Source organism: Mycobacterium sp. SM1 (assembly GCF_018361265.1).
Taxonomy (GTDB): Bacteria; Actinomycetota; Actinomycetes; order Mycobacteriales; family Mycobacteriaceae; genus Mycobacterium.
In genome coordinates, this window is record NZ_JAFLNH010000001.1 from 245688 (window position 1) to 258226 (window position 12539).

The 12539-nt window shown below is 67.1% G+C and carries 13 protein-coding genes and 1 pseudogene; 9 read left to right on the plus strand and 5 right to left on the minus strand.

What is annotated here, in order from left to right; all coding sequences use genetic code 11:
- Positions 1–29 precede the first annotated feature (29 nt).
- Genes MSM1_RS01120 through MSM1_RS01150 form a run of 8 tightly spaced genes read left to right on the plus strand, consistent with a single transcriptional unit; the run spans position 30 to position 6276 of the window.
- Positions 30–1829 carry a nickel-dependent hydrogenase large subunit gene (locus MSM1_RS01120; protein ID WP_213439811.1) on the plus strand — a complete coding sequence of 600 codons (1800 nt, stop codon included), beginning with the start codon at positions 30–32 and terminating at the stop codon, positions 1827–1829.
- Positions 1830–1832: 3 nt separating this feature from the next.
- Positions 1833–2744, plus strand: coding sequence for a NifU family protein (locus MSM1_RS01125; RefSeq protein WP_213439812.1), 912 nt, complete (start codon positions 1833–1835; stop codon positions 2742–2744).
- Positions 2741–3376 carry a DUF5947 family protein gene (locus MSM1_RS01130; protein ID WP_213439813.1) on the plus strand — a complete coding sequence of 212 codons (636 nt, stop codon included), beginning with the start codon at positions 2741–2743 and terminating at the stop codon, positions 3374–3376. Before MSM1_RS01125 ends, MSM1_RS01130 begins: the two co-directional genes overlap by 4 nt.
- A complete protein-coding gene (locus MSM1_RS01135) occupies positions 3373–4020 on the plus strand; it encodes a DUF6084 family protein (protein ID WP_213439814.1) in 648 nt (215 codons plus the stop codon). The genes MSM1_RS01130 and MSM1_RS01135 overlap by 4 nt, the downstream gene beginning before the upstream one ends.
- Positions 4017–5384 (plus strand): hypothetical protein, encoded by a 1368-nt coding sequence (locus tag MSM1_RS01140; RefSeq protein ID WP_213439815.1) that lies wholly within the window; start codon positions 4017–4019, stop codon positions 5382–5384. Before MSM1_RS01135 ends, MSM1_RS01140 begins: the two co-directional genes overlap by 4 nt.
- Positions 5372–5491, plus strand: coding sequence for a hypothetical protein (locus MSM1_RS22835; protein WP_374101649.1), 120 nt, complete (start codon positions 5372–5374; stop codon positions 5489–5491). The genes MSM1_RS01140 and MSM1_RS22835 overlap by 13 nt, the downstream gene beginning before the upstream one ends.
- Positions 5492–5508: 17 nt before the next feature.
- Positions 5509–6021, plus strand: coding sequence for a hydrogenase maturation protease (locus MSM1_RS01145; RefSeq protein WP_213439816.1), 513 nt, complete (start codon positions 5509–5511; stop codon positions 6019–6021).
- A 3-nt stretch (positions 6022–6024) separates the two neighbouring features.
- Positions 6025–6276 (plus strand): HypC/HybG/HupF family hydrogenase formation chaperone, encoded by a 252-nt coding sequence (locus MSM1_RS01150; protein WP_213439817.1) that lies wholly within the window; start codon positions 6025–6027, stop codon positions 6274–6276.
- Between the two features lie 131 nt (positions 6277–6407).
- Here the strand turns inward: MSM1_RS01150 and MSM1_RS01155 are convergent, their stop codons facing one another.
- Both MSM1_RS01155 and MSM1_RS01160 read right to left on the minus strand, forming a co-directional pair.
- Positions 6408–7475: a hypothetical protein gene (locus MSM1_RS01155; RefSeq protein WP_213439818.1), complete on the minus strand. Its 1068-nt coding sequence runs from the start codon at positions 7473–7475 to the stop codon at positions 6408–6410.
- Positions 7476–7489: 14 nt separating this feature from the next.
- Positions 7490–7792 carry a hypothetical protein gene (locus tag MSM1_RS01160; protein ID WP_213439819.1) on the minus strand — a complete coding sequence of 101 codons (303 nt, stop codon included), beginning with the start codon at positions 7790–7792 and terminating at the stop codon, positions 7490–7492.
- 520 nt (positions 7793–8312) lie between these two features.
- Here MSM1_RS01160 and MSM1_RS01165 point away from each other — a divergent pair.
- The gene (locus MSM1_RS01165; protein WP_236054950.1) at positions 8313–9512 is read left to right on the plus strand and encodes a phosphatase PAP2 family protein; all 1200 of its coding nucleotides are present in this window, start codon (positions 8313–8315) and stop codon (positions 9510–9512) included.
- Positions 9513–9526: 14 nt separating this feature from the next.
- Here MSM1_RS01165 and MSM1_RS01170 read toward each other — a convergent pair whose 3' ends face one another.
- The 3 genes and pseudogenes from MSM1_RS01170 to MSM1_RS01180 all read right to left on the minus strand — a co-directional run.
- On the minus strand, positions 9527–11161 hold the full coding sequence (locus MSM1_RS01170; RefSeq protein WP_213439821.1) for a fatty acyl-AMP ligase: 1635 nt from the start codon (positions 11159–11161) through the stop codon (positions 9527–9529).
- 489 nt (positions 11162–11650) lie between these two features.
- Positions 11651–12277: a hypothetical protein gene (locus MSM1_RS01175; protein ID WP_213439822.1), complete on the minus strand. Its 627-nt coding sequence runs from the start codon at positions 12275–12277 to the stop codon at positions 11651–11653.
- A pseudogene (locus MSM1_RS01180) lies at positions 12274–12459 on the minus strand (IS607 family transposase); the annotation flags it as partial. The pseudogene MSM1_RS01180 and the gene MSM1_RS01175, both read right to left, overlap by 4 nt.
- Between the last annotated feature and the right edge of the window lie 80 nt (positions 12460–12539).

Sequence of the window (12539 nt, forward strand, 5' to 3'; positions counted from 1 at the left end):
ACCATAGCCCTATAGAGAGCGGAATTCCAATGACAAAGATTGTTCCCGAGCCGACCCACGCCAAGCGTGAGCCCGGTCAACTGGTCGAAATGGGCTGGGACCCGATCACCCGCATCGTGGGCAGCCTGGGCATCTACACCAAAATCGACTTCGACAACAAAGAAGTGGTGGAATGCCACTCCACGTCGTCGATCTTTCGCGGGTACTCGATATTCATGAAGGGCAAAGACCCCCGCGACGCGCACTTTATCACCAGCCGCATCTGCGGCATCTGCGGGGACAACCACGCCACTTGCTCCTGCTACACCCAGAACATGGCCTACGGGGTGAAGCCGCCGGACCTTGCCGAGTGGATCGTCAACCTCGGCGAGGCCGCTGAATACATGTTCGACCACAACATCTTCCAGGAAAACCTGGTCGGCGTGGACTTCTGCGAGAAAATGGTCAAGGAGACCAATCCTGGTGTGCTGGCGCAAGCCGAGAACACCCCGGCGCCGCACGCCGATATGCACGGGTACAAGACCATCGCCGACATCATGCGCTCGCTCAACCCGTTTTCCGGGGAGTTCTACCGCGAGGCGCTGCAGGTCAGCCGCTACACCCGGGAGATGTTCTGTTTGATGGAGGGCCGCCACGTGCACCCCTCCACGCTGTATCCCGGCGGGGTGGGCACGGTGGCGACCGTTCAGCTGATCACCGATTACATGACCCGGCTGATGCGCTACGTCGAGTTCATGAAGAAGGTCGTGCCCATGCACGACGACCTTTTCGACTTCTTCTACGAGGCCATCCCCGGCTATGAGAAGGTTGGCCTGCGGCGCACCCTGCTGGGCTGCTGGGGTTCCTTCCAGGACCCTGAGTACTGCAACTTTGACTACAAGGACATGGTGTCCTGGGGCCGGCGGATGTTCGTCACCCCGGGCGTGGTCGTCGACGGCAAGCTGGTCACCACCTCGCTGGTCGACATCAACCTGGGCATCCGGATCCTGTTGGGCAGCTCCTATTACGACGACTGGACCGACCAGGAGATGTTCGTCAAGACCGACCCGCTGGGCAACCCGGTGGATCGCCGCCATCCCTGGAACCAGCACACCAACCCGCACCCGGCCAAGCGCGACATGGACGGCGGCAAGTACAGCTGGGTGATGTCCCCGCGCTGGTATCACAAAGGGGACCATTTGGCGCTGGACACCGGCGGGGGCCCGCTGGCCCGGTTGTGGGCGACCGCGCTGGCCGGGCTGGTCGACATCGGCTACGTCAAATCCACCGGCAGAAGTGTGCAGATCAACCTGCCCAAGACCGCGCTTAAAGGCCCGGTGTCTTTCGAATGGAAGATCCCCCAACACGGCTCCAACACCATCGAGCGCAACCGGGCGCGCACCTACTTCCAGGCCTATGCGGCCGCCTGCGCGCTGCACTTCGCCGAGAAGGCGCTGGCGGAGATCCGGGCGGGGCGCACCAAGACCTGGGAGAAATTCGAGGTGCCCAAAGACGGCATCGGCTGCGGGTTCACCGAGGCGGTGCGGGGAGTGCTGTCCCACCACATGGTGATCCGCGACGGCAAGATCGCCAACTACCACCCGTACCCACCCACCCCGTGGAACGCCAATCCGCGCGATGTCTACGGCACGCCGGGACCTTACGAGGACGCGGTGCAGGGCTCGCCGATCTTCGAGGAAAACGACCGGGAGCACTTCAAGGGCATTGACATCATGCGCACCGTGCGCAGCTTCGACCCGTGCCTGCCCTGCGGGGTGCACATGTACCTCGGCAAAGGCAAAACGCTGGAGCGACTACACTCGCCGACGCAAGCGGCTACCGGGGAGTGATACATGGCGGATCGCCCCGAGGAGATCGTGGGGGACGCGCACTGGCGCACGGCGGGCGATCGGATCCAGACTCTGCTGGACGCGGCCTCGACGGGCGGGGCCGCCGCGCGTGAACGCGCCGAGCAGCTGGTCCGCGAAGTAGTCGAACTCTACGGAGCCGGGCTGGCCAGGATCATGGCCATGATCGAGGATCCGGCGCTCATTGACCGCCTGGCCAGCGACGATCTGGTGGCCAGCCTGCTGCTCGTGCATGGGCTGCACCCGCACGACGTTCGCCGCCGGGTGCACGACGCCCTGGACAGCGTTCGCCCCTACCTGGGCTCGCACGGCGGCGACGTGCACCTGCTCGATGTCGCCGGTGATACGGTGCGGCTCCAATTCGCCGGCAGCTGCAAGAGTTGTCCGTCCTCGGCGGTCACGCTGGAACTGGCGGTCGAGGATGCGGTCCGGGCCGCCGCGCCCGAGATTTCGTCGATCGAAGTGGTCCCGGCAGAGCCTGACAGCGGGGCAGGCGTGATACCCGCCGAATCACTGTTGACGAAGGTCCATGCCAAAGGGGCCGCCTGGCATCAGGTGCCCGACCTCGCCGACCTGGCCACCGGGGAGGTCGGCGGGTTCGTGGTCGCCGGCGTCTCGGTGCTCGCCTGCCGTGTCGGCGACCGGGTGTACGCCTACCGCGACCACTGCCCGGTGTGCGACGGCTCGCTGGCCGGTGCCACGCTGCACCGCCGGGAGGTGGGCGGGCCGGACCCGGTGCTGCGCTGTCCGCGGTGTCATAGCCATTTCGATGTGGTGCACGCGGGGGCCGGCCTAAACGACGGCCCGGGCCGGCATCTGGATCCGCTTCCATTGCTGGTGCGCGATGGTGTGCTGTCCCTCGCGGTGCCGGCCCAATCGATGGACGCGACGCTATGACCGGCCCCTACGAGGTCCTGTCGCGCATCAGCGGCCGCGAGCGCGCGCCCGAGCCCGCCGGCCAGCGGTGCGAGATGTGCTCGGAGCCGGTCGCCGACAAGCATCGGCATGTGGTGAACGTGGCGGCGCGCCAACTGATGTGTGTCTGCCGGGCCTGCTACCTGCTGTTCACCGACAGCCACGCCGAGCTGCGGTACCGCGCGGTCCCGGACCGCTACCTGAGCTTCCCCGACTTCGCGTTGGACCGTCGCGCGTGGGACGCGCTGCAGATTCCCGTCGGGCTGGCGTTCTTCTTCCGCAATTCCGAACTGGGCCGCACCGTGGCGTTCTATCCCGGCCCGGCGGGTGCGACTGAATCCGAACTCGACCTGGACGCCTGGGCGGCGATCAGCGCCGCGGAGCCGCGGGTGGCGCTGCCCGCCGACGACGTCGAGGCGCTGCTGGTGCGGGTGCCCGACGATGCCGACGCGGGGCCACCCGAGTGCTATCTGGTCCCGATCGATGCCTGCTATGAGTTCGTCGGCGGGTTGCGGATGCGCTGGCGCGGTTTCGACGGCGGGCAGCAGGCGCGCGAGTTCATCGACGCGTTTTTCGCCCAAATCGCGGAGCGCAGCACGGAGCAGCGCCGATGACCACAGCCGACCTGGCTTTCGCCGTCCTCGACATCACCCCGGAACCCTACGCGGCGACGCCGGTGCTGACCGCACGCGTCGGTGTCACCGCGGCCGGCGACGAGCCGGTGCACGCGATCGCCCTGCGCTGTCAGGTGCGCATCGAGCCATCGCGTCGCGGCTACTCCGACGACGAGGCCGCGGGATTGGTGGATTTATTCGGGCCACGGGAACGCTGGTCAACTACCCAACGCACGTTCTTGTGGCAGCACTGCACGGCCATGGTGCCGGCGTTCACCGGTGCCACCGAGGTCGCGCTCGCGCTGCAGTGCACCTACGATTTCGAGGTCGCTGCCGCCAAGTATCTGCACGCATTGCGCGAGGGCACCGTGCCACTGCAATTCCTTTTCAGCGGAACGGTTTTCATGGCAGGACAGCGAGGATTCTCGGTTAAACAAGTGTCGTGGGACTGCGAGGACCACTTCGCGATGCCGGTTGCCGTATGGCGGCAGCTCATCCACCAGCACTACCCGAGCAGCGGGTGGGTGCGGCTGTCTCACGACACGGTGGCCGCGTTGGCCAACTACAAGTCAGCCCATGGGCTGCTGAGCATCGACGACGCGGTCACCGCGCTGCTGTCCACGGCTCACCAGGAGGCCCGATGACCGCGAACTGGGACCGGGTCCGCGCCGTCGCGGACGCCGTTCTCTACGAAGGCTATTTGCTCTACCCGTACCGCGCGACGTCCGGCAAGAACCAATCACGTTGGCAGTTCGGGGTTCTGGGTCCGCCGGGCGCAGCAGAGGCGGGAATCGGCGAGGATGACAGGCTGTCCGCGCAATTTTTGATGTCGGCCAGCGCCATCAGATTGGTGGTGCGCTTCCTGCAACTGCAACACCGTGGCGCCGAGCGCGACACCGGCCACCACCGTTACCAACCCGTCGACGAACTCAGCACGCCAGCGGGCACCTGGCTGTCCTGGGATGAGGCGATCGAGTGTGAGTCATGCTTTGGCCCTTTGGAACCGATAAACACCTCCAACCGGTGGACGTTACCCTTGGTGGCCCCGGCGGCAACCGATGTCGAGCCGGTGAGCGGCGGCAGGCTGGTGCGCACCAGGCACGAGGTGCGCGCTGAGCTCAGCGTGACCGTCGAGCCCGAGGATGGCCTGGATCGGGTCGGCGTCACGGTGCGCAACACCGGCGCGGCCGCGGACGATCAGGCCGCCGGAAAAGACTGGGCCATCGCACGATCCCTGATAGGCACCCACATTATCGCCGAAGCCATTGGTGGCGAGTTCATTTCGCTGCTAGACCCCCCGGAGCACGCCGCGGCCGCGGTCGCGCGCTGCCGTCAGCATCGGTGCTTCCCGGTGCTGGCCGGCCAGCCCGGTGAGCGTGATCTGCTGTTGATCTCGCCGATCATCCTTTACGACTATCCCGAGATCGCCGAGCAGAGCGAGGGCGAGCTCTATGATTGCACCGAGATCGACGAGCTTCTCACGTTGCGGGTGATGACGATGACCGATGAGGAGAAAGCGCAGGCGCGTGCCACGGATCCGCTGGCGGCGCAGATCATCGACCGCTGCGATGCGATGTCACCGGCGGCAATGCAGCGCCTGCACGGCGTGCTGCGCAATCCGCACGCCGGTGAGCCGGCCGGCGGTCCACGGCTCATCCCGGAAATTCCCGACGGGGTGAACTGGTGGGATCCCCTGGCCGACAACGCGGTACGACCGGAGGTTGATGCGGTGCTGGTCAACGGTGTCCGGCTGGCGCGAGGCAGCCGGGTGCGGCTGCACCCCGCCCGGCGCGCGGATGCGCAGGACCTCTTCTTCGCCGGGAAGACGGCTCGTGTCACGTCGGTGCACGAAGACGTCGACGGTGGCTGTCACGTCGGCGTCGTCCTCGACGAGGATCCCGCGGCAGACCTGCACGACTGGTACGGCCGTTACCTGTACTTCTCCCCCGACGAAGTCGAACCCCTCGACACCACCACTACGGAAAGGAACTCGACATGGCCGTCCTAGGTTGGGTTTTCCTCGCTATTCTGGCGCTGTTCACGCTGATAGCGGTAGTGCTGGGGCTTATGTCGCTCCCGGATGCTCGTCGCTATCTGAAGATCCGCCGCATGTAGCGGGGCGTCGGGACTAAATGGCGCCCCGAATCCTGGTAGCCGGCATCGGCAACATCTTCCTTGGTGACGACGGCTTCGGCCCCGAGGTGCTTCGTCTGGTGTCCGGTCGGCTCACCGGGCGAGATGGGTTACGCGCCATCGATTATGGAATTGGTGGGATGCATCTTGCCTACGACTTGCTCGAGGGTTGGGACGCGCTGATACTGGTCGACGCCGTGCCCAACCGCGGTGCTCCCGGAACAGTGCACGTCTTCGAGGCCGACCACGCGTCGCCGGGCCCGGCCGGCGCACTTGACGCGCACGGCATGGACCCAGCAACCGTGTTCGCCAGCCTTCGCGCGCTCGGTGGCACCCCCCCGCGCACCATCGTGGTGGGGTGCGAGGTCGCCGATGTCTCAGACGGCTTGGGGCTGAGCGAAGCGGTTCAGGCGGCGGTTCCCGAGGCCGTGGCGGCGGTCGAGTCGGCAGTGGCGATGCTGCGGGATCACGACCCGGCCCACGATGACGCCGAAGTAGTGCCGGAGGTGTGAGAAATGTGTCTGGGGATTCCGGGCCGGGTGGTGCGGATGCTCGACGGCTACCAGGGCCAGCTTGCGCTGGTCGAGGTCGCGGGGGAGAACCGCAAGGTTAATGTCGGCATGCTGCCGCAGGAGACGTTCGCCCCCGGCGACTGGGTGATCATCCACATGGGCTTCGTGGTTGAGAAGACCGACCGGGCCGGCGCCGAGGCGGCGATGGCCGGGCTGGAGTTGATGGGCCGTGGCCGCAGCGACGATGCGGGCTGAGACAGCCCGCGAAGGAGCGCGGCCAGCAAACCCAGCCGCAGCGACGATGCGGGCTGAGCAGCCCGCGAAGGAGCGCGGCCAGCAAACCCAGCCGCAGCGACGATGCGGGCTGAGACAGCGGCCGTTGGCGATCACCACCGTGGCGGCGCGGCTCCGCGGCCGAATCCCCACGTCGACTGGCCCAATCTCGGCTTCGGCCGCTCCGCGGGCGCCACGCGGAAATTCGCCGCCAGCACCGGCTCCGGGTCGGCGCCCTCGGTGAGCGCCAAACACGGTGCCCGGAATTCGCAGTCCCGGCAGTGCGCGGCCGGGGTCGGGTAGATGGGAGGCCAGCGGGTCATCTCGGCCACTTCGGCGGCGATCAGCGCCCCAACCGTGGTGATCTCGTGGCGGGTTCGACGGATGCGGGTGCGACGCAAGATACCCGCGCCGTATTGCGCGGTACGGCTGGCCGCACCCGCTCGTGACGCCCGGGCGGAGACCCGTTGATGCTGGGGCAGTGACCGACCGCCGCCGCTGCCCTCGTGTTGCGCTACGGCCTTCCGCGTGCTTGTCGCCGTCGCTCCGGTGGGCGGAAAGTCCAGCGAGCCGCCGATCCGCAGCTCGTTGTGGATCGTGCCGGCGACGGTCAGGCCGAGGTAATCCTGCTCCACCGCCCAGCAGGCCGCCACGGCCTCCTCGTCGCGGACCAACGCCTCCAGATCCCGCCACTCGTCGACGATTTGATGGCTGACCACCCAGTACTCGTCAGCCGCGTCGACGGCCAGCAAGTCAATCAGGCACGGGTAGACCACCGCGGACCCGTCGTGCACCAACAACCCCCGCTCGGGCTCGTCGGGATCTGGTACCAGCGCCCGCACCTCGCAGTTGACCTTGACGGGTGCGAAGTCGTCGATAGTGGCCGCCCACGCGTCATAACAGTCGAGCACCGCCACGCCGCGCTGGAATGCGTCATGCGCGCCCGCGTCGTCCAACGAGCGCTGCAGCGCCTTGCGCACCAAGGGCTGCGTCACCTCGTGCGGCCAATCCCAGGTTCCCGGGTAGTAGTAGACGGCGAGCGCGTCTTTGAGCGCGGTGGGCAGCGGGGGGTCGGCGAACCCGGCGGGCTGCAAATTGCGCCGATGCGGCGAAGCGAAATCCCATTGCCGCCGGCACCGTTTGAAACGCACCCGCTCATCGGCGGTGATTCGGTAATCCACAGCGCTCCTGCCGATCAGTGATGGTGTGGCCAGGGCTCGTCGAGCGGCCAGCGGCACCGGTCCGCGGTATCGGCCATTGACTCCAGCTCGGCGAGCAAGTCGTCGAAGAACGCGGGCAATCGGTCTGGTTCGTCGAATGGCCAGGCCGCGGAAAACGACATCCACACATCGGGGGCCGTCGACACCGCAACCGAGCCGCTCTCGCCGGTCTGCACCAATCGCCAGTCGTAGGTGTCGCCGCGGCGCTCGATATACAGCACGGCATCCCGATCGGGGTGTGCCGCCACGATCGAGGCCAACAGTTCATCTCGAGTCATGCGCGCCTCGCCCCTCCAGGATAAGACGTGACGCAACACCCAAGAGCACGAACTCGGGCAGACGCCGGTCCGTTACCGCATACCGGGAAGTCCTTGCGGGATCGCGGTATGCGGCGGGACACCTCGGCACGATCAACCCGCAACGACGCGACGGCGCCGCTGATGACGACGTCGCTATCTCCGGTTGTCTCGGGTGTTCGGTCTCGTGAAGTCTGTTCGGTCTCGTGAAGTCCTGAACGGCGGGTAAACGCTACCGGCCCGACCGGCAAACTGCGCGTGAGCGTTTTGCGGCATGTCGCTGTGGCTTACCGGCTGGGGCGAGGCAAGATGGACACGCGCGTGTCTTCGACCCGCGGGTGGGGAGGCCGCTCTGGTGTCATTGACGACCGACCGAAAGACCGTGGTGTTCGCCCGCGAGCCGCTGCCGGGGGCCACCGCACGCGACGCAGGCGGGCAACGTGCGCCCTCCGCCGGGCCGGTTCGGCCGGCCGGGCGCGATGACTCGCGCCGGGAACATCGCCTGACGCTGCTGCGGCGGGTGGCGCTCGCGGCCTGGGCGGGCGTGGTGGCCTACCGGACCATGACGACCGGCGTCGCGTTCAACCGCGAACTGCTGCTGGTTTACATCGCCACCGGATTGATGACCGCCAGCATCGGGCGGCCCCGCCAAGTGCGCCACGTGTTGATGGTCATCCGGGACTGGCTCCCGTTCGCCCTGGTCCTCGGGCTCTACGACCTGAGCCGCGGCGCCGCCAGCCTGGTCGGCACACCCACCCTCTGGAGGTTTCAGCCGGCAGCAGACCGTCGGCTGTTTTTCGGCGCGGTGCCGACGGTCTGGCTGCAGGAGCGCCTCAAGATGCCCACCCCACCCCTCTGGGAGGTGATCACCAGCACGGTCTACATGTCGTTTTTCATCGTGCCGTATGCGGTTGCGGGGTTGCTCTGGCTGCGTGACCGAAACGAGTGGAAAGCCTTTGTTTGGCGGTTCGTCTCGCTGTCGTTTGCGGCGCTTGTCGTCTACATCGTGCTGCCCGCTGCGCCGCCGTGGGCCGCCGCCCGCTGCACCGTAGCCGAGGTCACCGGGGGGCCCGCCAGCCCGCCGTGCATGTTCGCCAGGCCGGCGAACGTTCCCGGCGGGGGACTTCTCGGGGCGATGCGTCTGCATCGGCCGGGTGCCCACCAGTTTGTGGAGCGGATCTCCACCCGCGGCTGGGGCACGCTGCATCTGCGCGCTGCGGCCGCATTGATCGACTCGGGGCAGGCCAGTGTGAATCTGGTGGCGGCGATTCCGTCGCTGCACGCCGGCCTATCTGCGATGGTGGGGATGTTTCTCTGGCGCCGTATTCATTGGCGCTGGCGTCCGTTCCTGTTGGCGTACGCGCTGACAATGGCCTTTGCCCTGGTGTACTCGGCGGAGCACTACGTCATCGACATCTTGTTCGGCTGGATGCTCGCCGCGGGCGTGATGGTTGTCGTCGGCTACGCCGAGTCGCGGTGGTCGCGCCGCGCCGGCCGACCCTCCGCTCGAGACGTCGCGGACTCCGGCGTACCGTCGAAGCGCGAGCGGGCGTCCCGGTTCCACACCGGCGCGCTGCCGGGTGCCTATCCGCCACCCGTGGCACCGTGTCGACGAGTCGGCGGCGAGCCAGTGCGCGTCACCTCCCGGCATCCGCCACCGGCGGCACCCAGGGATGACGCGGTGACCGGCGGCCGGACTTGAACGTTCGGTGCCACTCAGCTGACCAGCGCGAGCGCGTGGGCGCGGCGCAGTTTTCCGGAGGGTGTCTTCGGGATGACACCCGGACCCAGGACCGCGACGTGGCGGGGCCGCACGTCGACCTCGGTGACGACCTGATGGGCCACCTGGTGTTTGATGCGGCGTACCTCCTCCGGATCCTCGAACAGGTTCGACTCCACCGCGACGGCGAAGGATTCCCGCGAATGTCCCGCGTCCAGCCGCACCGCCACCGCGCAGCCCGCCCGCACCCCCGCGACCCGGCCGGCGGCCCGCTCGACGTCGGCCGGATAGACGCTGCGTCCGCCGATGATGATCACGTCCTTCACGCGGCCGCACACAACCACGTGCCCGTTCTCGGTCAGGTAGCCCAGGTCACCGGTCTCATACCAGCCCTGGTCATCCTGGGTGGCCACGAGCCCCGCCATCGTGACGTAGCCGCGCGTCACCGCCTCGCCCCGAAGCTCGATGACCCCAACGGCGCGGGCGGGCAGCAGGTTGCCATCCTCGTCAACGATCCTGGCTTCCAGGCCGTCAAGCACCGGGCCCAACGACGCCAGCCGGCGGGTGTGGCCCATGGTCGCCGGAACCGCCCGGCGTAGCACGCACAGCAGGTCGGCGTCGACCTCGTCGACCACCAGGCCGGCACCGCACTCCGAAAACGACACCGCCACCGTGGCCTCGGCCATGCCGTATGCCGGCACGATTGCCTCCGGTCGCAGCCCAAACGGCGCCGCGGCCGCACAGAAATCCTCCACGTCGGCGGGCTCCACTTGTTCTGCCCCCGACAGCGCCCAGCGCAGCGTGGACAGGTCGAATTGACCGGGCTTGGCGTGCTTGCGCAACCGCTTCGCCAACAGCGAATACGCGAAGTTCGGGCCCGCGGTCACCGTGCCCTTGTACTTGTCGATCAGCTTGGCCCACAACAAGATATCGTGCAGAAAATCCAGTGGGGTCACCTTGACCAGCTCGGCGCCGAAGTACATCGGAACGGTCAGAAAACCGGTCATGCCCATGTCGTGGAACAGCGGCAGCCAGCTCACAATGACATCGGTCTCGAGGTCGAACTGGGCGGCGAAAAACATCGCCTCGGCGTTGGAGACCACGTTTCGGTGGGTGATCGAGACCGCTTTGGGTGATCCGGTCGAGCCGGAAGTCAACTGCAGCAGCGCTAGATCGTCCTCGCCGGTATCGACCGGATCGATCGGCTCGGCGCTCAGCAGATCGGCCACGGTGACCACCGAAATACCCCGGCTGGGCAGCATCGGGGCAGCGGCCAGGAACGGATCCGAAACGATCACCGCCGTGGCCTCGATCATCTCGATCACCGTGACGGTGTCTTGTGCCCACACCTGCAGATCGGTGCGGGGTGTCGGTTGATGCAGCATGGTCAGGCTGGCGCCGCGCATCCACAGGCCCTGCGCGGCCGGGGCGATCTCCACCGGAGCGCCGGCCAACACTCCAACCCGATCGCCGTCCCCGACCCCCGCCGCGGCCAGGCCGCCCGCGATCCGCCGGGCCATCTGGTGCACCTCGGCCCACGTGTGCCGCTCCGGTGCCTGGGGCTCACCCGTGACCAAACCGTTGGCGCTCGTCCGCGCGGTGCGAAACATCCCCTCGGTAAGTCGGCTCACGAAGACCCCGTTCCGAGACGCAACTGGCGGCAGCGCAACCATTGAGGCTCACGACTCGATCCGCAGCAGCATACAACCGCTCGCGCCGAACAGGGCGAATGACATGCGTTCGCGGCTAGCCCACACCCAAGATGGCGAGCACCCGAGCCCGGTGGGCTCGCTGCCACGAACCGTTCCTAAACACTGAGCGAAACTGTGTTTCGCCCGGTGGGCGGCCCCGAACGGTCGTGGGTCGCCTGGATTCTCGCCGTGGTCCTGTGAGCGCATCTGGTCTTGGTGCTTGTCAGCTGCCAGTTGCCTCGTGGGGTGGCGGGTTTCCTGGGTGCTCGCTGGGTTGCCGGGGTTGTCCGGGTGTCGCGGTTGTTGACCCGGGTCGCCTCCGCTGGGGCGGGTTCGTGTTCACGCGACGCCGGGCCCGGTGACCGAGTCCGCGTCTGCCGATCACCAACGCGGCTGCGTGGTGCCCGGAAGTCTGGGGGTGATGGTGTTTCATGGGGCCAGCCAGTGTTGAGCAGCCCATTTCGACGTGTAGGCGGGGTCGACGACGATGATCGCGAGCCCGGTGTTTGACGCCATCTGGGTCAGCCGATCCCGGAACTTAGCCGTGGGAATCCCGGCGATCTGCCGGCGGAACCGGCGGCCCTTTCGTCCCCGGCTGGGTCGGTTGCCGGTTTTCTCGCGGCCCCGTGTTCGGGCGTCGACGAAGTCGAGGTTTTCGATCACGATCGCGCCGGCACCCTCGTCTCTCCTCAAGCGTGGAACACGGATCTCGACCGCGTTGATCTGCGCGGCCAATTCCCCGCGAGCAGCGTTCATCCGCTCACTTTGTTGAGCCGACGCCTTCGCCCGCAGCACCCTGGTCTTGTCAAACCATGCACGCCAGCGCTCACTGCGTTCGGTGGCCTCCACAGGAGGCAGGTCGTATAGGCGCATCCTCGGACCACTTCGATAATTCGGGTTCATCACCAGGGCATGCGGCTCGCCCAGAAACCACCTGACAGCACCATCGGTCCAACCTCGCTGTTTGAGCGTGGACAACATGACACGTGCGATCTTCTCCGCGGCCGCACTCATGGCCGCCCCCGCCACCGACAACAGCGGCCGGTCCGACATCACGCCGCGCAGCCGAGCGCTTTGAGCGCCCGGTTGCGGGCACCGCGCCACCCGTAGAGTCGCGCACAGAAACTTGTGAGCACCTCCACCATGTCGCGCACCAGGTCGTCGTCAACCTCGCCGTCGTCGAGCACCACCAGCCGGCGACCATGCGCGGCCAGCGCGGCCTCGACCAGTTCGGTGTTCCACTCAGTATTCCGCCAACGGCTCAGAACCGTTGACCGAGTTCCAGCGGCGCCCCTGCCCAACGGCTAACAAAAAGTGA

What these genes read in the sequence shown, in the direction of transcription:
- MSM1_RS01160 (WP_213439819.1), bottom strand. Translation starts at nt 7,792, where the DNA reads ATGACTCGAGATGAACTGTTGGCCTCGATCGTGGCGGCACACCCCGAT.
- MSM1_RS01125 (WP_213439812.1), top strand. Translation starts at nt 1,833, where the DNA reads ATGGCGGATCGCCCCGAGGAGATCGTGGGGGACGCGCACTGGCGCACG.
- MSM1_RS01130 (WP_213439813.1), top strand. Translation starts at nt 2,741, where the DNA reads ATGACCGGCCCCTACGAGGTCCTGTCGCGCATCAGCGGCCGCGAGCGC.
- MSM1_RS01135 (WP_213439814.1), top strand. Translation starts at nt 3,373, where the DNA reads ATGACCACAGCCGACCTGGCTTTCGCCGTCCTCGACATCACCCCGGAA.
- MSM1_RS01145 (WP_213439816.1), top strand. Translation starts at nt 5,509, where the DNA reads ATGGCGCCCCGAATCCTGGTAGCCGGCATCGGCAACATCTTCCTTGGT.
- MSM1_RS22835 (WP_374101649.1), top strand. Translation starts at nt 5,372, where the DNA reads ATGGCCGTCCTAGGTTGGGTTTTCCTCGCTATTCTGGCGCTGTTCACG.
- MSM1_RS01150 (WP_213439817.1), top strand. Translation starts at nt 6,025, where the DNA reads ATGTGTCTGGGGATTCCGGGCCGGGTGGTGCGGATGCTCGACGGCTAC.
- MSM1_RS01140 (WP_213439815.1), top strand. Translation starts at nt 4,017, where the DNA reads ATGACCGCGAACTGGGACCGGGTCCGCGCCGTCGCGGACGCCGTTCTC.
- MSM1_RS01120 (WP_213439811.1), top strand. Translation starts at nt 30, where the DNA reads ATGACAAAGATTGTTCCCGAGCCGACCCACGCCAAGCGTGAGCCCGGT.